This window comes from Methanobrevibacter sp. (assembly GCF_030539665.1).
Taxonomy (GTDB): Archaea; Methanobacteriota; Methanobacteria; order Methanobacteriales; family Methanobacteriaceae; genus Methanocatella.
Map to the genome: position 1 here is coordinate 63135 of NZ_JAUNXR010000004.1, position 17452 is coordinate 80586.

Here is a 17452-nt window from a genome sequence, read left to right on the forward strand (position 1 = left end):
AAAGAAAGAAGTTTATATTAAGCATTATATAATTATTATATTAATTACTAATGGGGAAAATTATGGATTCTAGAGTAATACAAATGCCTCGTGAAGTTCATATTGGGCCGGGTGTGGTTCATGACACAGGCAATATTTGTGATGGTTTAAAGCTTGATAAGAAGATTCTTATTGTAACGGGCCAAAAAACTTATGATATTGGAGCCAGATTCGCTATCGACAGTCTGCAGCAAAATGATTATGATGTGGAGGTAGCTAAGGTTACAGAGGCTTCATTTGAGTCTGTTGGCCAGGTGGAAGATCTGATTGATGAAAACACTACTGTTATAGGTGTTGGTGGAGGGACCGTTATTGACGTTGCAAAATTGTCCTCCAGCAATAAGGGCGTTTACTTTATTTCAATGCCGACAACTGCTTCACATGACGGTATTGTTTCTCCGTTAGCTTCAATCAAGGGTGCAAACAATTCGACTTCACTGAAGGCACATGCTCCAATAGCAGTTATAGGGGACAGTGAAATAATCTCAAAGTCTCCCTTCCGCCTATTGGCTGCAGGATGTGCGGACCTTATTTCCAATTTCACAGCAATCAAGGACTGGCAGTTGGCGAAACGTTTGAAAAACGTTCCATATAGTGAATCTGCAGCTTCTCTTTCAATAATGTCTGCAAAGATGATTACAAACAATATAGAATCTATCAAACCGAACCTTGAAGAAAGCGCTCGTGTAGTTCTCAAAACCCTTTTCAGCAGCAGTACCGCAATCAGCATTGCCGGTTCAAGCAGGCCTGCAAGCGGTTCCGAACATAAATTTTCCCATGCATTAGATTTGATTTTAGACAAGCCCGCCCTTCATGGAGAGCAGTGTGGTATAGGAACCATATTGATGATGAAGGTCTATGGTGGGGATTGGAAATTCATTAGAAATAACTTAAAGGCAATCGGCGCTCCAACAAACGCTAAGGAATTGGGAGTTTGTGAAGACGACATAATAGAAGCATTGACTAAAGCTCATACAATACGTCCTGAAAGATATACTATTCTTGGTGAGAAAGGTATTTCTGAAGACGCAGCTCATGAATTGGCTATAAGTACAGGTGTGATTTAAATGATAACTTTAATTGGTAAGGATTTGGCTAAAAAAGGCACTAGCTTTATTTTCTATGGTCCTGCAGAAGAATGTGAATCTTGCAGATTTAAATCATCTTGTGTGGACACATTGGAAAGGAACAGAATGTATGAAATTCTTGATGTAAGGGATAATGAGCAGAAATGCCCTATTCATGAGGGGAATACTGTGGTTCCGGTGGAGGTTGAAAAGGCTCCAATAGAACTTCTTACAAATTCCAGAAATATATTTGAAGGTTCAACATTCCAGTACATTCCAATTGATTGCGATGAGGATTGCGAATATAGGGAATATTGTGTCCCGGAAGGACTTGTTGAAAATGACAAATGCATAATTGTTGAAAGTGAAGGAAAGCATAAGGGTGAATGTAAGAAAGGTTATAGATTGAATAAAATAACCTTGGCTTTTGTTGTATGATAATTATTGATATTTAAAGAGGTATATAATATGAATCTTAAAAAGGATGCAGGATATAAGGCAGCTGAATATGTAAAAGACGGTGATGTTTTAGGGCTTGGAACAGGCTCCACAACTCATTATTTCATTGAGGCTGTCGGAAAAAGGATAGCTGAAGAGGGAATTGAAGTGATGGGAATTCCAACATCATTCCAATCACTGTTGCTTGCAAAACAATGGAACATACCAATAACCTCTCTTGAAGAGAATGACATTGATCTGGCAGTTGACGGTGCAGATGAAGTGGATGAACAGTTCAATCTCATTAAGGGAGGGGGAGCTGCACACACAAAGGAAAAGATTGTGGATTATGCTGCTGACAAGTTTTTCGTTATTGTTGACGAATCAAAATATGTTGAAAAAATTGGAGCGTTTCCTGTTCCTGTGGAAGTGCTTCCGGAAGCCTCACGTACTGTAATGCAAACCCTGGAAGACATGGGTGCAACACCTGAAATAAGGATGGCTGAACGTAAGGACGGTCCTGTAATAACCGACAACGGAAACTTTGTGATCGATGCCAAATTTGAAAAAATAGAAAGCCCTACACATTTGGAAATTGATTTAAACACCATTCCAGGTGTTGTTGAAAACGGTATTTTTGCAAACATGGTTGATAAGGTCATTATCGGAACCAAAGACGGCATAAAAGAGTTGTAGGTGGTTTGACATGCCTTTTCCAGGTCAAATGCCTTTTGATTTAAGGTCATTGTTCATAAAGGTAAGCTTCCTTATAGGGGCTTTAATAATAATCTATGCAGTTCTTTGGATATTGGCAGTACTTAAGATAATACCTGCAATAATCTATGCGCTTTTCCCACAGGTAGTGCTTTTATGCATAGGTATTTTCATAATCTATGTGGCATATACAAAGAAAAAAGAGTATTACTAACTCTTTTCTTATTTTTTTATATCATAAGATTCAAATATAATTTCATGAAAATGAAATCAGCTAGTTTTAGGATAAATTCATCAAGACAGTTTGAAATAATTGACATCACTTCCAGAATCAACGATGAAATTGTCGATTCGGGAATTGGCGACGGAATCATTAACATTTTCTCAAGACATTCAACATCAGCAATTGTTGTAAACGAAAATGAAAATGGGTTGCTTAATGATCTTGAATTCTGTTTGGATAATCTGATTTCAGACAAGTATGGCTATGAGCATGACAGGATAGACAACAATGCTCGCGCCCACCTGAAGTCATTCCTATTGTCTTCAAGCGAAACCGTTCCTGTAAGGAATTCAAGATTGGATTTGGGAACATGGCAATCAGTATTCTTCATTGAATTGGATGGTCCCAGAAGCGGCAGAACCGTTTCGCTGTCAATAATTGGGCAAACGGAATGAATGAGGTTCCTTGCTCATTTCAAACTTTTTTATTTTACTTATATATGAGTGCAATTTTTAAAGGTTAAAACAATTTTATTATTTGGAATAAATTCTTCTAAGTGCTTATAATCTTATTATTGATTATAATATTGCTTTATTTTGAAAATTAAGTTTATATAGTAGTTTAATCAATATATTGGATTATGAAATTTGTAAAAAAGTTGTGGCGAATTATGAAGGAGGACGACTTTCATAACCCTCATTTTTATGATATAGCTCAAAAGGATTTCTGCGTTATGGACATAAATTCAATACTTGAAATCATGGGCGAAGAAGATTGCATAGATAAATTCTTCGATACGGAACTTACCTCAAAGCTAAGGGGAGGACTGAGAGCAGACAAAATAGCACTCAACCTCAAAACTGACATGACATACAGCATCGAGTTCGAAAGCGAGGGGCCATCAAGAAGGGCGCTGCACAAGCACGCCCACTACATAGTAGCCATAGGGGAATTAATCGACAAACCCATAAAAGCAATATCGATAACCACAGCAGAGACAGAAAAACAAGTGAAAAAGGTAGACTACGGACCGGCAGGAACATTATACATAAAAGTGCTCCCATATTGTTCCATTGATGGAGAGGAGCAACTAAAGATAATAAAAAATAAGCTGAATAATAATGAAAACTTAAATAATAATGACCTCATATTCTTAACCATAGGATTAAAAACAAGATTCCAAAGAGACATGAAAGAAATATTCAAGGAATTCCTTGAAATAATCAAAGAGATATACAATAATCCATCAGTCCAAAAAATTGATTTAGAAAGGAACATAGGCAAAAGTCTTGACGAAAATCTAGAAGAAATACTGATGTGGTTCATGTTCGAAGGAGAAAAGCTATTCGGCCAAAAAGAATTCGAAAAAATACTGGAGGGATTCCCAATGGAACTAACAATATCAAAACGCGTAAACCAGCTATTCGAAGAAGAAGGAAAAAAACAACGAAAAAAAGAGACAAAAGAAGAAGGAAAAGAAGAAGTTGCTAAAAATATGTTGATTAAAGGTTTTGACTTTGATGTGATTGTCAAATACACTGGCTTGAGCGAATCCAGACTTTCTGAATTGAAGAAAACTATCTGATGATGGTTTTCAAGCACTTTTTTTTTTTTAAAATAAAAATAGGTAAAAATAGAATCCTATACGAATTCTATTTCAAATCCGATTACTGGATAATCTAAGGTAAAGTTTGTAATTACTTCTGGAGAGATTTCTCCGAAGAATCCTTGAACATCACTGTTTTTTGATCTTCCGTAAACGTCAGCTACCCTTCCTGGAATGAAACTTGGATTGTCGCTGTCTGACAGTTCCATGCTGTATCCAAGGTTTTCCAATACTGCGGTAACCACTGATTTGATTTCTGTGAAGTTTGCAGTTGAATGGCAGATAAGTCCGGCCAATTTCTTTGAAGTCCTTGTCTTGTTTTCAGTTGAATCGTCAAGATAGAGAACATCTCCGATTTCAAAAATCTTTTGAGGTAGGTCCTCATGCTTGTTGTCTTCCAAAAATTCCATCAAACTGTTGATTAGACTAGTTCTAATCATGGTTCTGTCGATGGTTATTGGTCTTGCTACCTGTACATGGTCCTCTTCTTCCTGAAGCATCTTTTCGTAGTGTGCCTCTTCGCTTGTAAGCATGAGGCTCATGACTTCCTGGAATCCAAGCCCAACCATCACTTCCCTCATGAGCTTTTCTGAAGTGAACCATTTGTTCGGATATGCCACTGTTGAAACGGCTGGCAATTCAGCGTTAATTTTCTTGATTCTGTATTGTATAGCTATATTTTCAACTATGTCTACTTCATGAAGGATATCTACTCTATATGATGGAATATATACTTTTAAAGTATTGTCATCAATTATTTCAGAGTCGAATCTTGCCTTTGAGAGCAATTCCTTGATTTCCTCAGCATCAAGGTCTGTTCCACCAATAAGTTCATTTGCCAAATCCACATGAACTTCCCCAACCTGAGGGGTCAAATCAGGTGTTGTGACGGTTCTGTCATCGTATACTATGTCCATGCTTTTTATCTTTCCTCCAACCTCTGCAAATGAGCTGCAGATGATGTTTAGGGTTTGGTTTACTGCCCTTTCATCGGTTCCAGTCACGTCAACAATAATGTTTTTAACATCTTCGTTGATTTTGGTTAATTCTCCGTTGATTATTGGTGGCATTGAAAGTACATTGTTGTCCTTATCAAGAATCAATGGGTATTTGTCAAAATCTTCAATCAAATGAGCATAGGCCACTCCCTTTTCATGCTGGGTAAGTATTTCTTCTGGAGTCATCGGTTCATCTTTTTCAAGAGCTATAAATGCATTTTCGTCCTTTTCGGTTGCGATGTAGTTGTATGGAGCTTCTACAACATCTGCATTATGAATACCGATAGCTACCTTTTTCCTGTCACGTCCAATTACCCAGTGGAGGTTTTCCTGGAAATCCATAACATATTTGAGTTTGTCTCCTGTGAAATCAACACCTTCGATTTTTGCAAAAGCGATGTATGGTCTGATTTTGGTAATTTCATCGTCAACCTTCACTGATTCTCCAGATTCTTCGACTGGGTATTCTGGAAGTCCTGTTTCCTGACCGATGAATCCCTTGAATGATCTGGCCACTCCCTCTACTGAAAGGTTGTCCGGACGGTTAGGGAAGAATTCTACTTTAATTTCCTCATCATCAAAGTCCTCAATGTCACTTGCCATCATAGGTAAGGTATCTATTAACTCATCTTGCTCCATATCTATTCCTAAATCTTTTAAATCCTGATATTTGAATGTAATAACTGGCATTAACAGCTCCTCCTAAATTCCATATATTGCCATGAAAAATATTGATTCTATTACAAAATGCAATGCCCTATGTTCCACCTCATTCAATTTTGAATGCCTAAAGAATATTGTGTGTGAAATATCAATAATAAGGTGAATGAGAGCAGCTAGAATTCCTATCTCTAAGCTTAAAAATACAGCTGATAGCACTAAAAAGTGGAATAATGCTTCTATTAATTCATGTATTAACCATGTTCCTACGTTAGAATCAACAGAACTGTGAATAATTCCTCCCAAAACAATGTAGAAATTCTTGAATAATTTCCAAACAATTTGCGTATGAATCGTATCACTTATAGCTAGTACAAGCGCAATATAAAACCATAATAATTCCATTATTTGTACAGTCCTTTAATTTATTGAATCAATAATACTTTAAATTATGATTATTATTTATAATATATTTAACTATGAATCTGATTTCGCCTTCGGTTTAAAAATAGAATAAAGGAGAGGGAGACGAAAAGTCCCCAACCTTCATTTCCCCCAATTTAATCAAATAAGGAGAGATTAAAATATCAGCTTGTCTGATTGTTTTCCCGATTCAACTAATTAGGGGATGATTTATATAGAGGAGGACAGTATTCCTATCATTCTTTTGGAAAGAATGGGAGGATATGAGTCCCCACGTGGCATATTAAACTTGTTTAAGGGGGAAAATCCCCAAAAAGTCAGTTGAATATGTCAACCAGTTATTAATGGATTGTATTATATAAAGGTAGGGAATTGTACCTTTTTTTGGAAATGGGTTGTTGTCTTTAGGTGCAAATTTCCCCAGTATGAAATATTTCCTTTATTGTGTTTTTATAAAGTAAAGAAAATTTATAATTAGAATTCCTAAGGTGTTAGTGATTATATTTTACAAATCCTCCAGGATTAGTTTTCAATCTTGGTGAATCATTCTCGCCCAATATGAGATCTATTCTTCGCCTAAATTCACCATATCTTTTATCATATGATCCATTTTCATACCATGTTCGAATTTCTTCTTTACTGTATTTGAATTCGTTTTCTTCCAATACTTTATCCAGATCTCTTGTTTCTCTTACAAGTTCAACAACTTTATTCTGTGTTATTTGAAGCTTATTTTTTTCTAGAAATTCCTCAATTGTTTTTCGAAAACTTTCAAATGGGGCTTTGCCACTTGAATCGGGATTGCACCAATTTTTAATTTCATCGCTTGTATAATAAAATTCATGTTTGTTCAAAACATCTTCAAGTGAGATATTTTCTTTTTCCATTATCTCAATTATTTCTTCCTGGATTTTTATTTTATGCAATCTGCTTATCTCGGGATCTTTTCCATTTGACTTTTCATTCCATATTTCGATATCATTTAAATCAAAATAACCATCTGATATTATATGTTTGATTTTTACTCCATTTTCTATTCCTTCATTCAATTTTTTAATATATCTTGCTTTCAATAGGGTAAACATGTCTTCATAAAATTTTCGATGTTCATCAGCATTGTTTTTGCCTTTTTTATACCATATTTCCACTTCTTTTTTGTTTGTTATAACATCAGGCATTAAAAAAATATTTTTTAAAACATGATTCTCTTTTAAGTAGTTGATTATTTTTTCTTTATTTTGATCAATTAGATATGGGGACAATCTTTTATAAAATGTCAAAATTCCTTTTGTCGGCCTATATTTTGTATAATCATCCCATGAAGAGTTATATTTAAATCCCATATTGTAATCATTTTTTAATTCAATCAAATTATGCATAACATCATTTTTTTCTAATATTTCTTCAATTTTTAAACCTTTTTCCAAATATTTGATGATGTTCTTCCTACTTTCATCCATTAAAAAGAAGGTAGTTTCTTTATAGTAATAAGCATCTTGGTAATATCTTTTCTCTCCCCATTCTTTATATTTTGAATCAAATTCATCAAAATCCCATTTTACGTCATCTTGTTCAATTGCTTCTCTGATGCTTAAACCGTTTCTTAAATGTTTCAGGAAATTTTTGGAAGTAGAATATTTATTTTCGAAAGAAGATGGATCTTTATTTTTTGAAGTTTTATTTAAATGCCTTTTGCTCTTGAAATTTTTGTTATTTAAAACTATCTTTTCTTTTATAATGTTTGCATCATTTAAATATGGCTGTGATAAATTATAAAATTCTAAGTGTCTTTTGGTCCCGTTATGGCCTAATTTATACCATTTTTTGACTTCATACAATGTGGTCAAAACGTCTTTTTCGTTGACTGCATCGCCCAAGGTTAATCCATTTTTTAGGTGATTTATTATATTTTCTTTGTTTGGTGTTTCCAATGCTGATGATATTTCTGCATTAAACCTTCTGTATTTGCTGTTTCCTTTTTCTCCTTCCACATACCATTTTTTTAGAATGTCATGGTCTATGGGGATATCTTCTTGATTAAGGGCATTTTCTAGGGTTAATCCTCGTTTTATGTAGTTTATTAACCTTTTTTGGATTGTCGGTTCAATTGTTTTTCCAATCTCTTCATATTTTTCCAAATATTCTTCATCGCCGTTCAGCCCTTTTTTATACTCGGCAATCATCTTGTCCAGTTCATTATCATCATACTGTGTTTTTTTCAATTCTTCTGAAAATCGATTAACCAAAGATATACCACCATCATGTTTATACACATAATATATACATCATTATTAATAAATCTATTACATTTTTCCATTTTTCATTTGGACAATCAACATTGATTTGCAATATTTCTCCCGTTTTCTTAGGCAGTCATAAAATGCAAACTTTTAAATTTTTTATCTGCTAAATCTATATAATATATGAAAAATTTATGAGGTCCATTTATTATGTCAGGAAAAGAAATCCCAAAGGATTATGATTTTAAAAATGAGAAGAAATGGGAAAAGAAATGGGAAGATGAGGATATTTACAAATTCATCGGTGACGGAACAAGGCCTAGATACATTATCGACACTCCGCCACCATATCCAACAGGCTCAATCCACTTGGGTCATGTTTTGAATTGGGTTTACATTGACATGAACGCAAGATACAGAAGAATGAAAGGCAATGATGTGCTTTTCACCCAGGGATGGGACTGCCACGGCCTTCCAACAGAGGTAAAGGTTGAGGAAACCCACGGAATCAAGAAGAATGACGTTTCAAGGGCGAAGTTCAGGGAATTCTGTGTTGAGCTAACCACTGAAAACATTGCAAAGATGAAGGATCAGATGCAGGCTTTAGGGTTTTCACAGGACTGGAGCCGCGAGTTCATCACCATGACTCCGGAATACATGTTCAAGACCCAGTACTCATTTTTGAAGATGTATGATGAGGGACTTATCTATCAGGGAATTCACCCTGTAAACTGGTGTCCTCGCTGTGAAACAGCTATTGCCTTTGCTGAGGTTGAGTATTCAGACAACCAGACCAACCTCAACTACGTCAATTTCCCTCCTGCAACTGAGGATTCATATGACGACATAGCATCCTCCAAGGAGTCAGGTAAGGTTGCTGACCCTTCAGACGAGGGTGTTTTGATTGCAACCACAAGGCCTGAACTGATGTCTGCATGTGTGGCTGTTGTTGTTCATCCTGATGATGAAAGGTACTCCTCACTTATCGGCAAGTACGTTGAAGTGCCTTTGTCCTGTCAGAAAGTTAAAATCATTCCTGATGAGGAAGTGGACCCTGAATACGGTACCGGTGCTGTAATGGTCTGTACCTTTGGGGACAAGACTGACGTTGCATGGGTAAACAAGCACAACCTTGAAATCATTGATGCAATCGACGAGACCGGTCACTTGACTGATGCTGCAGGAAGATATGCCGGAATGGATTTGCAAACCTGCAAACAACAGACAATTGACGATTTGAAGGATGAGGGATATCTCTTAAAGCAGGAAGTTGTTGACCAGAATGTAGGTCAGTGCTGGAGATGCAAGACCCCTATCGAGATTCTCGTTAAAAAGCAATGGTTTGTAGCGGTCCGCGAGCTTATTGACAAGACCAAGGAAGCCGCTGAGGAAATGAACTGGGTTCCGGAACACATGAAAAGCAGAATGATCAACTGGGCTGATTCTATGGAATGGGACTGGTGTATCTCAAGGCAAAGAATCTTTGCAACCCCAATTCCTGTATGGTACTGTAAGGACTGTGGTAAGGTAATGTTGCCTGACGTTGACCAGTTGCCGATTGATCCTACCGTGGACAAGCCGAAAAGGGCATGTGAGTGCGGCTGCACTGAATTCATTGGGGAAGAGGATGTTTTGGATACCTGGATGGACAGTTCAATTTCTCCTTTATCCATTGCAGGATGGCCTAACGAAGGATATATGGACAATTTCCCGGCAAACATCCGTCCGCAGGGCCACGACATCATCAGGACCTGGGCGTTCTACACAACCCTCAGATGCCTTGCATTGGAAGGTGAAAAGCCGTTTGATGACATCGTAATCAACGGTATGGTGTTCGGTGAGGACGGATACAAGATGAGTAAGTCCAGGGGAAACGTTATCGCTCCGGATGACGTAATAGCCGAATACGGTGCAGATCCGTTGAGGACCTGGGCTGCAAACAGCGTTCCTGGTTCAGACGTTGCATTTGACTGGAAGGACATCAAGCACGGATTCAAGTTCCTTCGCAAATTCTGGAACGCTTTCAGGTTCATCAGCATGCAGATATTCGATGGCGAAATCGTTGAGCCTACTCTATATGAGCCTATTGATTTATGGATTTTATCAAAGCTAAACATGTTAAATGAAAATGTCGATGAGGCATATGCTACCTACAACTTTGCAGACACCATCAGCTCAATCGAAAAGTTCATCTGGCATGACTTCTGTGACGAGTACATCGAAGCCGTAAAGTACAGGCTCTACGGTGATGACGTCTCCGACGAAAGCAGAAACGCAGCAAAATACACCCTGAAGAAGGTTGTTGAGGATTCACTCAAGTTCCTCGCACCGATAGTTCCTTTCTTTGCAGAGGAAGTCTACCAATACTTCTCAGACGACTCAATACACAAGACATCCTGGCCTGAAGTTGGAATAATCGACCTTGAGGCAGTGGAAAACGGTGACAGGGCAATCGAGCTTATCGATGAAGTCAGAAGATTCAAGTCAACCTCAAAGATACCTCTAAACGCTCCATTGGCAGAGGTAAACATCTTCACGGACGACCTTGGGGACGTCTTCGAAGAGTTTGCAGAAACAATCAGGGGAACATTGAAAATCGAAAGCCTTGCAATCAAGTCCGGAAAGCCTGAAGTACATGAGAAGATTGTTGAAATCACTCCTGACATGGCAAAGATCGGACCTAAGTTCAAAGGGGATGCAGGCAAAATCGTAGGCTACTTGAACAGCACTCCTATTGAGGAACTGGAATCAGCATTGGTTGAAAACGGCGAAATAGCTGTTGGCGACCTTGTGGTTGAAGAGGACATGCTCAACATCAAGAAGGACATTGTAGGGGCATCAGGTAAGAAGGTCGACATCCTCCAGGCTGAAGATTTGGGAATTATATTGGAAGTAATCAGATAGGATTGCTTCTTCTTCTTTTTTTTTATTTCAATATTCAAACCTCCTATAGTTAAATTTAAATCATAGGAAAGACAAGTTTTTAAGAAAATGTTTTGTAGGAGATATTATGACAAATTCAAGATTGGAAGATTTAATGGCAATTGATCCGGGAGAGATGAGTGAAGATGTTCAAAAGGAATTTTTCAATGAGCTTAAGGCTTCAAGACTGTTTCTTCCTGTTAATTTCATTTCAAACCCTATCAATCCGGAGGAGCTTGAGGAATGGGAAACCCTGGAGCTTTCAGAACCCCTGAGGTTCGAACCTGTTCTTTTGAAAATCAACGAGAAGTTTGTTCTCCCTCTATTTACCAATGAGGAGGCCCTGGAACAGATGGGTAGGGTCAACGTAATAAATTATGCTGCAACTGATATTGCAGAGTTGCTTTTGAATTTGGAAAACGTTTCAGAGGTTCTCATCAACCCAAACACAGATTCCTCCATTGGAATGGCTAGGGAATCATTTGTCATGCAGTGTCTTGCAGATGAAATCAGCGGCATGATTGATATTGCAAGCGATCTAAATGAGTTTGCAGTGCCTCTTGAACAGAATACAAAGTTCTACCTCAGAAGCGAAACCCCATTCATGGCCGATGAGGCAGAGGAGGATGTCTTTACCGCCAGCGAACCGTTCTTTGTAAGTTCCCTTGACGTTTTCCATCCCGAATATGAATATCTCAATGTTCTTGTGGTTCCTAAGGGAATGATGTTTCTCTACCTTGGAAACATTGTGGACAACCTGGAGGAGAACCATGACGTTGTCCTGGCTCCTGTAATAAGGTTCCATCTTGAGGAAAGTGAAAACGACACATTCATCTGGAAAGCCATCGAACAGGAATTGGGTGGATGATATGGACGGCGAGGGCAATTCAAGGCTAAAGGAACTTATGGAAAGGTCCCCCAACAGCATGGATGAGAAGGGCCAAAAGGAGTTTTTGGCCGAGCTTCAAAAGGCCGTCTTTTTCCTTCCGGTTGACATCGACTACGAGGTTCTTGACTTTACTGCAGAGGACCTTGGAAGGGAGCCCAACCCTGAAGAACCCATCAGCTTTGCCCCAATCGTTGCAACAAGCACAGATGGGAAATCCATCCTTCCCCTCTTCACCGACATGGAGGAGGCAGACAGGTTTGACTACTCAAATTTCATAAGCGTAGGCTGCGATGAGATTGCGGCCCTTCTAATCCAGACCGACGATGACATGGACGTTGTCATAAACCCAACCCATGAGAATGCCGTGGGAATGAGCAGGGAATCCTTCCTGGACTTTGTAAGCGCAAACAAGATAAGGGAAATCGAAGGGATGATTCTGGTAAATTCCAGACCGTTGAAGGAGGAGTCCAGGTTCTATCTGAGGGAGCATACTCCGTTGATGAGGAAGCTTTCCGAGGATGGGGTTTTCACATCAAAACTTCCCTTCAATGCCAGCTTTAGGGACAACTTCACCGAGGACTCTCCCTATCTCAACATTCTTATAGTTCCCAAGGGCGTCCGTTACCTCTATGTGGGGGAGAACGGAACCTATGGGGATTCAATATTTCCTCCGGTCATAAGGTTCCGCCTTGTTGAGGAGGATGGAAACGTTTTCACATGGAAATGCATATCCCAGGACCTAAACGTCCCTTCAGGAAGGAATTGGAAATGGATATGGGTTGTCATGGCTGTATTTATAGTTATTGCCCTCATCATAATATTTATATATTGTGTATAACATAATACTAATTAGTGTTAATATGAACGAGAAAATAAAAGAGATGATGATGCAGAACCCGCAGGACAAAAGCGAAGAGTACCAAAAGCTATTTTTTGACGAATTCAGAAAATCAACACTTCTCCTGCCCCTTTCAGATGAGGAGAATGTGGTTGGACTAACCGAAATGAACGACAACAGCACAATCGTTCCCTTTTTTACAGATGAGAAGGAAATGGAAAGGTTTATAGACTTTAAAAAGTACAATGTAGCTGCAATTAGGCCTGAAGATGCACTGCCAATGATTTCAGAGATTGATGATGTAAAAGAAATAGTCATAGATCCCGGAAGTCCACATTCCGTTTCAATTCCAATCGAAACCTTCATGGAAATCCCCAGAATGGAATTCATCCATGAGCTTGAAGAGATAATAGAAAATGAAGGAATGACATTGCCCGAAGATACAAGATTCTATCTGAGAGAAAAGGGACCGATGATGAAGGAGGAATCCGAAAACGGAATATTCACGTCACCGGTTCCATTTCAGGCAGGATTCAGAGACAATTTTTCCCCAGAAAAGGACTGCCTCAACATACTGACCATCCCAAAGGGAACCAAATTCATCACCCTGGGCAGCGAAGCGAAATCAGGAGATACGATATTCGCTCCTCCCCTGCGCTTCAAGCTAGTTGAGGAAAAGGGGAATGTATACACATGGAAATACATATCTTCTGATATGGATGAAAAGGGCAGGAACTATAAATTTATTTATCTGATAATCGCCATAGTAATTATAGCAATCGCTATAGCTTTTATCAAATTAATTTAGGTTGGATATCGTGAACCAGAGACTGAAAGAGATAATGGAAAACCCCATAGAAGAATTGACAGAAGGGGAAAAGGAAGAGCTCTTCAACATAATACGGGAAACAGAACTGATTCTCCCAGTTGAAATATACTTTGACGATGAAGTGGTTGAGGAAATAGAGCCCGTAATGATAAGGACATATTCAGGAAAGATAATAACTCCCCTCTTTACAGATGAGGAGGAACTGGAAGACAAGACAATTCTAACAATGCAGCTGCCCACAGCAGAAATAGTAAAGCTCATGGAAGACTTTGAGGTTGAAGGAGTGGTAATAAACCCATTCAACAAAAACATGCTGGCAATAAGCGTAAACACACTTTCACAACTGTTCCTGCCGGAATTTGAAGAGGTGGTAAGCGAACTGAGAGGGCTACTCTATCAGAACTCAACAACCCTGGGATCAGACACCGAGCTTTACATAAGAACAAGAGAACCAATAGGAGAAGAGTTCATACCTGAAATACCAATAAACGCAAGCTCAAACCCAGAATTCAGAAAAGAATATCCCTACCTAAACATATTGAGATTGTCAAAAGGAGACAGGATAATGTATGTGGGGAACCTGGTAGATGAAACCAAGCATCCCGACGTCGTCATCGCTCCTGAAACGGAATTCAAATTGATAGAGAAAAACGGCAATGAATACATTTGGAAATGTATGAATCAACCCTTCTACAAGTAGGTGATTGAGATGAACAACAGAAATGCAATAATAATTGCGGCAATCATAATCGTGGTGGCAATAGCTGCATCAATGATTATTCTAAATTATGATACTGCAAAGGAGACAAACATCGAGATAGTGTCGAACACAAGTCTTTACGACGGCGATACAATATCATTGAAGCTGACAGATGAGGATGGAAAGCCAGTGGCCGGAGAGAACATTACGCTGAAATTCAAGGACTCCAAAGGATGGACAAACGAGGTTGAAGTCAGGACAAACGATCAGGGAACTGCAGACTACACGGTAAGCAGCATGGAGCCTGGAAACTACACTTTGGAATGTGTCTATTCCGGCAGCGATGATCACAAGAATTCAAACGCTACCTTGACAGTAACCATTCTTGAAGAAGTTTCCCAGACAGTTTCAACCACCAGCAGCCAAACCCATGATTCCGGAGCGTTTTACAGTCCACAGGCCGGAAGGGTGGTTCATACTGGTGATGTTGAATATGCTCCTGATGGAAATTACTGGATTCACAAAGGAAACAATGAATGGGAAAAATTAGAATAATAAAAATATGAATTCAGAGGTTTCGGTTAACCTCTCTTTTTTTTTAAAGTTATAATGTTAAGATGTAGTAATTCAGAGGTTTCGGTTAACCTCTCTTTTTTTTTAAAGTTATAATGTTAAGATGTAGTAATTCAGAGGTTTCAGTTAAACCTCTATTTTTTTTAAAGTTATAATATTAAGAAATAGTAATTCAGAGGTTTCAGTTAAACCTCTCTTTTTTTTAAACAACCTTTTTGATGAAGGTCAGGTTGTTGCTGCGAACTCCGACAATCTTTCCATGTTTCAGGAATTCAAAGCTGTACTTGTACTGATGGTCTTCAATGTAGTATCCTTCATGGCCATTGATTGTAACCTTTTTGCCCGCATGGCCGTCAAAGACACTTTCCTTGAAGACACCACCGCCAGGCGGAGTGCAGACGTCAATTGAAATCTCATCTCCTTTGCTGTTTTCCAGCACCTTCCAATAGTAGTCCACGGTTTGGGCATTGGCTCCATTGCCTACAGTATAATTTTCTATCTGGTCGCTGTATGTCTGTTGGAAATCGTTAGGAACAGTGAACTTCACTCCACCCACATCAACGGTCTTGTCACCAAAGACATAGTATGCAGAGAATGCCACGACAGCTATTATCAGAACTATAAGGAAGACCTGTCTTCTGGTGAGGGACTGCAGCTTTCTTTCAAACTTGGTCGGTTCCCTTTTAGCTATCATGTTCTCAAGCCTGGAAATCCTATTGGATTTCTTCTTGTTTAGATGGACAATTTTCTGAGGATTGTCAAGAGTTGAAACTCTTTTTGATTTAGGTCTTCTTTTAGGTGTTCTTTTTGGAGTTGTCTTTTTCCCGCTAACTCCATTGCTTTTATGCTTATTTAGGATATATCCGCAGTTGCTGCAGATTTTTGATCCTTCCTTATTTTTGCTTCCACACCTTGGACACTTAATCAAATTTAATCCTCCCTACTAAATATTGTGTCAATCATATAATATTAAATTTACTTTTTTAGATGAATTCCCTTTCTGCCTTTTGGCTTCTGGCATCCCTGTCCTCAAACCAGCCTGTCTTCAAATCCTTGACTGTAGGAGTGTATAGGTGGGGAACATAGGGCTTGATGTCCACAAGAGGGGTGTTGTCAAGGATATCAAGGTTTTCAATGTAAATGATATTGTCCTCTATCCTGTTTAGCTTGACGATTGATGATCCAAGATGGTTTGGCCTGATTGGCGAGAATGTGGAAAATACGCCCATGGGCTCATCTGCAAGAAAGGGCTTTACATCAAGCTTTTCAAGTTCTGCCTCATGGAAAATAAAAATAAGCTGAAGATGGGAGAACTGCTCAAGATTCCTGATTCCAGGAAGATACTCTCTTTTGAGATGTATCTCACCCTTTACGCCTTCTCCACCAACGGTCTGAACAGGCATTCCCTCTATCTCCTTAAATGGAGTTCTGATTGTTCCTATGGATATGATTTCATGTTTCATGTTTATATTATGTCTCCAATCACTTAATTACATAATCCTTCAAATCCAGTTTCATGCCATCCTCATAGCAGACCTTGATGAAAATGTCCCTGTTTGCCTGATAGACGAAGTTGGTGAAGTTCATGTCGGGAAACAGGTAGCCGTCAATGCCGTTGACAGTGGTGTTGTTGACATGGCGAATCTTGCTTCCGTTTATGAATTCGAATGCGCTTCCCTTAAGGAGAATGTAGGTAACAATATTGTTCTTGTCGTTGGTGAAACCGAGGATGTAGCAGTCCTCCTCGGGATTGTAGTCCACAACCTCATGGCTGAAATGGTTTGAAAGCATGGCATCGCTGATGTTTTCAACGAAAGGAGCATAGTCCTTTTCGCTGGCGCTGACAGTTGAAACGGTAAATACAGCTATCAGGATTGCCAACAGCAAAAGCAAATATTTTGTTTTCATGTAGTTAATTATGTAGCTGATTAAATTTAATTTTATTGATACTATTAAGTCTATTTTAAAGGTTTGCAAACGCAGTTTCCCTACTATTAAGTTTATTTGAAACTATTTCAATACTATTGGGTCTATTTTAAAAATATTTTTCTTACTATATTGTTTGTATAATTGTTTATTTTTAATTTATCCAAGCGTCTGATTAGTTTTATGGAAATTACTTACATTTAGGAATATTTGCCTCATTTAAAACCAGCTATTGTAAATATTATTTTTAAAATATGTTTCCATGAATATCAAAGAAATCTCTGGCACAGGATATATGGAAATGGGGAAGTTTGCAATTGAAATAGGATAGTTCCTGCATTTGATGAGGTTAATTTTGCTTTTTATT

18 protein-coding genes are annotated in these 17452 nt (G+C 38.4%); 12 read left to right on the top strand and 6 right to left on the bottom strand.

The window, feature by feature from the left end:
- Positions 1-62 precede the first annotated feature (62 nt).
- The 6 genes from Q4P18_RS05925 to Q4P18_RS05950 all read left to right on the top strand — a co-directional run bounded on the left by Q4P18_RS05925 (position 63) and on the right by Q4P18_RS05950 (position 4066).
- Positions 63-1106, top strand: coding sequence for an NAD(P)-dependent glycerol-1-phosphate dehydrogenase (locus Q4P18_RS05925; RefSeq protein ID WP_303336727.1), 1044 nt, complete (start codon positions 63-65; stop codon positions 1104-1106).
- Positions 1107-1544: a UPF0179 family protein gene (locus Q4P18_RS05930; protein WP_303336730.1), complete on the top strand. Its 438-nt coding sequence runs from the start codon at positions 1107-1109 to the stop codon at positions 1542-1544.
- A gap of 30 nt (positions 1545-1574) precedes the next feature.
- Entirely contained in the window at positions 1575-2240 is a 666-nt protein-coding gene (rpiA, locus tag Q4P18_RS05935; protein WP_303336732.1) for a ribose-5-phosphate isomerase RpiA, read from the top strand.
- Between the two features lie 10 nt (positions 2241-2250).
- A complete protein-coding gene (locus tag Q4P18_RS05940) occupies positions 2251-2472 on the top strand; it encodes a hypothetical protein (RefSeq protein WP_303336735.1) in 222 nt (73 codons plus the stop codon).
- Positions 2473-2516: 44 nt separating this feature from the next.
- Positions 2517-2936 carry a secondary thiamine-phosphate synthase enzyme YjbQ gene (locus Q4P18_RS05945; RefSeq protein ID WP_303336737.1) on the top strand — a complete coding sequence of 140 codons (420 nt, stop codon included), beginning with the start codon at positions 2517-2519 and terminating at the stop codon, positions 2934-2936.
- 215 nt (positions 2937-3151) lie between these two features.
- Positions 3152-4066, top strand: coding sequence for a hypothetical protein (locus Q4P18_RS05950; protein ID WP_303336740.1), 915 nt, complete (start codon positions 3152-3154; stop codon positions 4064-4066).
- 56 nt (positions 4067-4122) lie between these two features.
- On the opposite strand, the gene pheT is transcribed toward Q4P18_RS05950, so the two are convergent.
- From pheT to Q4P18_RS05965, 3 genes are all read right to left on the bottom strand, one after another.
- The gene (gene pheT / locus Q4P18_RS05955; protein WP_303336742.1) at positions 4123-5775 is read right to left on the bottom strand and encodes a phenylalanine--tRNA ligase subunit beta; all 1653 of its coding nucleotides are present in this window, start codon (positions 5773-5775) and stop codon (positions 4123-4125) included.
- A 12-nt stretch (positions 5776-5787) separates the two neighbouring features.
- Positions 5788-6150 (bottom strand): hypothetical protein, encoded by a 363-nt coding sequence (locus Q4P18_RS05960; protein ID WP_303336745.1) that lies wholly within the window; start codon positions 6148-6150, stop codon positions 5788-5790.
- 509 nt (positions 6151-6659) lie between these two features.
- Positions 6660-8414 (bottom strand): hypothetical protein, encoded by a 1755-nt coding sequence (locus Q4P18_RS05965; protein ID WP_303336748.1) that lies wholly within the window; start codon positions 8412-8414, stop codon positions 6660-6662.
- A gap of 204 nt (positions 8415-8618) precedes the next feature.
- Between Q4P18_RS05965 and Q4P18_RS05970 the strand changes: the two genes are divergently transcribed.
- The 6 genes from Q4P18_RS05970 to Q4P18_RS05995 all read left to right on the top strand — a co-directional run bounded on the left by Q4P18_RS05970 (position 8619) and on the right by Q4P18_RS05995 (position 15141).
- Complete coding sequence (locus Q4P18_RS05970; RefSeq protein ID WP_303336750.1) at positions 8619-11312, top strand: valine--tRNA ligase; 2694 nt, start codon at positions 8619-8621, stop codon at positions 11310-11312.
- Positions 11313-11418: 106 nt separating this feature from the next.
- Positions 11419-12198: an SseB family protein gene (locus tag Q4P18_RS05975; RefSeq protein WP_303336753.1), complete on the top strand. Its 780-nt coding sequence runs from the start codon at positions 11419-11421 to the stop codon at positions 12196-12198.
- A 1-nt stretch (position 12199) separates the two neighbouring features.
- Positions 12200-13057 (top strand): SseB family protein, encoded by an 858-nt coding sequence (locus Q4P18_RS05980; protein ID WP_303336755.1) that lies wholly within the window; start codon positions 12200-12202, stop codon positions 13055-13057.
- Between the two features lie 22 nt (positions 13058-13079).
- Positions 13080-13865: an SseB family protein gene (locus Q4P18_RS05985; RefSeq protein ID WP_303336757.1), complete on the top strand. Its 786-nt coding sequence runs from the start codon at positions 13080-13082 to the stop codon at positions 13863-13865.
- Positions 13866-13875: 10 nt separating this feature from the next.
- The gene (locus tag Q4P18_RS05990) at positions 13876-14586 is read left to right on the top strand and encodes an SseB family protein (RefSeq protein ID WP_303336759.1); all 711 of its coding nucleotides are present in this window, start codon (positions 13876-13878) and stop codon (positions 14584-14586) included.
- Between the two features lie 9 nt (positions 14587-14595).
- The gene (locus Q4P18_RS05995; protein ID WP_303336761.1) at positions 14596-15141 is read left to right on the top strand and encodes a carboxypeptidase-like regulatory domain-containing protein; all 546 of its coding nucleotides are present in this window, start codon (positions 14596-14598) and stop codon (positions 15139-15141) included.
- Positions 15142-15361: 220 nt separating this feature from the next.
- Here Q4P18_RS05995 and Q4P18_RS06000 read toward each other — a convergent pair whose 3' ends face one another.
- The 3 genes from Q4P18_RS06000 to Q4P18_RS06010 are packed head-to-tail and all read right to left on the bottom strand — an operon-like array spanning position 15362 to position 17067.
- Positions 15362-16087: a zinc-ribbon domain-containing protein gene (locus Q4P18_RS06000; RefSeq protein ID WP_303336763.1), complete on the bottom strand. Its 726-nt coding sequence runs from the start codon at positions 16085-16087 to the stop codon at positions 15362-15364.
- A gap of 55 nt (positions 16088-16142) precedes the next feature.
- Positions 16143-16622: a tRNA (N6-threonylcarbamoyladenosine(37)-N6)-methyltransferase TrmO gene (gene tsaA / locus Q4P18_RS06005; RefSeq protein ID WP_303336765.1), complete on the bottom strand. Its 480-nt coding sequence runs from the start codon at positions 16620-16622 to the stop codon at positions 16143-16145.
- 19 nt (positions 16623-16641) lie between these two features.
- Positions 16642-17067, bottom strand: coding sequence for a hypothetical protein (locus Q4P18_RS06010; RefSeq protein ID WP_303336768.1), 426 nt, complete (start codon positions 17065-17067; stop codon positions 16642-16644).
- Positions 17068-17452 lie beyond the last annotated feature (385 nt).

Excerpts from the sequence above, each read along its gene's own strand:
- Q4P18_RS05925 (WP_303336727.1), top strand. The coding sequence starts at position 63 with ATGGATTCTAGAGTAATACAAATGCCTCGTGAAGTTCATATTGGGCCG.
- Q4P18_RS05930 (WP_303336730.1), top strand. The coding sequence starts at position 1,107 with ATGATAACTTTAATTGGTAAGGATTTGGCTAAAAAAGGCACTAGCTTT.
- rpiA (WP_303336732.1), top strand. The coding sequence starts at position 1,575 with ATGAATCTTAAAAAGGATGCAGGATATAAGGCAGCTGAATATGTAAAA.
- Q4P18_RS05940 (WP_303336735.1), top strand. The coding sequence starts at position 2,251 with ATGCCTTTTCCAGGTCAAATGCCTTTTGATTTAAGGTCATTGTTCATA.
- Q4P18_RS05945 (WP_303336737.1), top strand. The coding sequence starts at position 2,517 with ATGAAAATGAAATCAGCTAGTTTTAGGATAAATTCATCAAGACAGTTT.
- Q4P18_RS05950 (WP_303336740.1), top strand. The coding sequence starts at position 3,152 with ATGAAGGAGGACGACTTTCATAACCCTCATTTTTATGATATAGCTCAA.
- pheT (WP_303336742.1), bottom strand. The coding sequence starts at position 5,775 with ATGCCAGTTATTACATTCAAATATCAGGATTTAAAAGATTTAGGAATA.
- Q4P18_RS05960 (WP_303336745.1), bottom strand. The coding sequence starts at position 6,150 with ATGGAATTATTATGGTTTTATATTGCGCTTGTACTAGCTATAAGTGAT.
- Q4P18_RS05970 (WP_303336750.1), top strand. The coding sequence starts at position 8,619 with ATGTCAGGAAAAGAAATCCCAAAGGATTATGATTTTAAAAATGAGAAG.
- Q4P18_RS05975 (WP_303336753.1), top strand. The coding sequence starts at position 11,419 with ATGACAAATTCAAGATTGGAAGATTTAATGGCAATTGATCCGGGAGAG.
- Q4P18_RS05980 (WP_303336755.1), top strand. The coding sequence starts at position 12,200 with ATGGACGGCGAGGGCAATTCAAGGCTAAAGGAACTTATGGAAAGGTCC.
- Q4P18_RS05985 (WP_303336757.1), top strand. The coding sequence starts at position 13,080 with ATGAACGAGAAAATAAAAGAGATGATGATGCAGAACCCGCAGGACAAA.
- Q4P18_RS05995 (WP_303336761.1), top strand. The coding sequence starts at position 14,596 with ATGAACAACAGAAATGCAATAATAATTGCGGCAATCATAATCGTGGTG.
- tsaA (WP_303336765.1), bottom strand. The coding sequence starts at position 16,622 with ATGAAACATGAAATCATATCCATAGGAACAATCAGAACTCCATTTAAG.
- Q4P18_RS06010 (WP_303336768.1), bottom strand. The coding sequence starts at position 17,067 with ATGAAAACAAAATATTTGCTTTTGCTGTTGGCAATCCTGATAGCTGTA.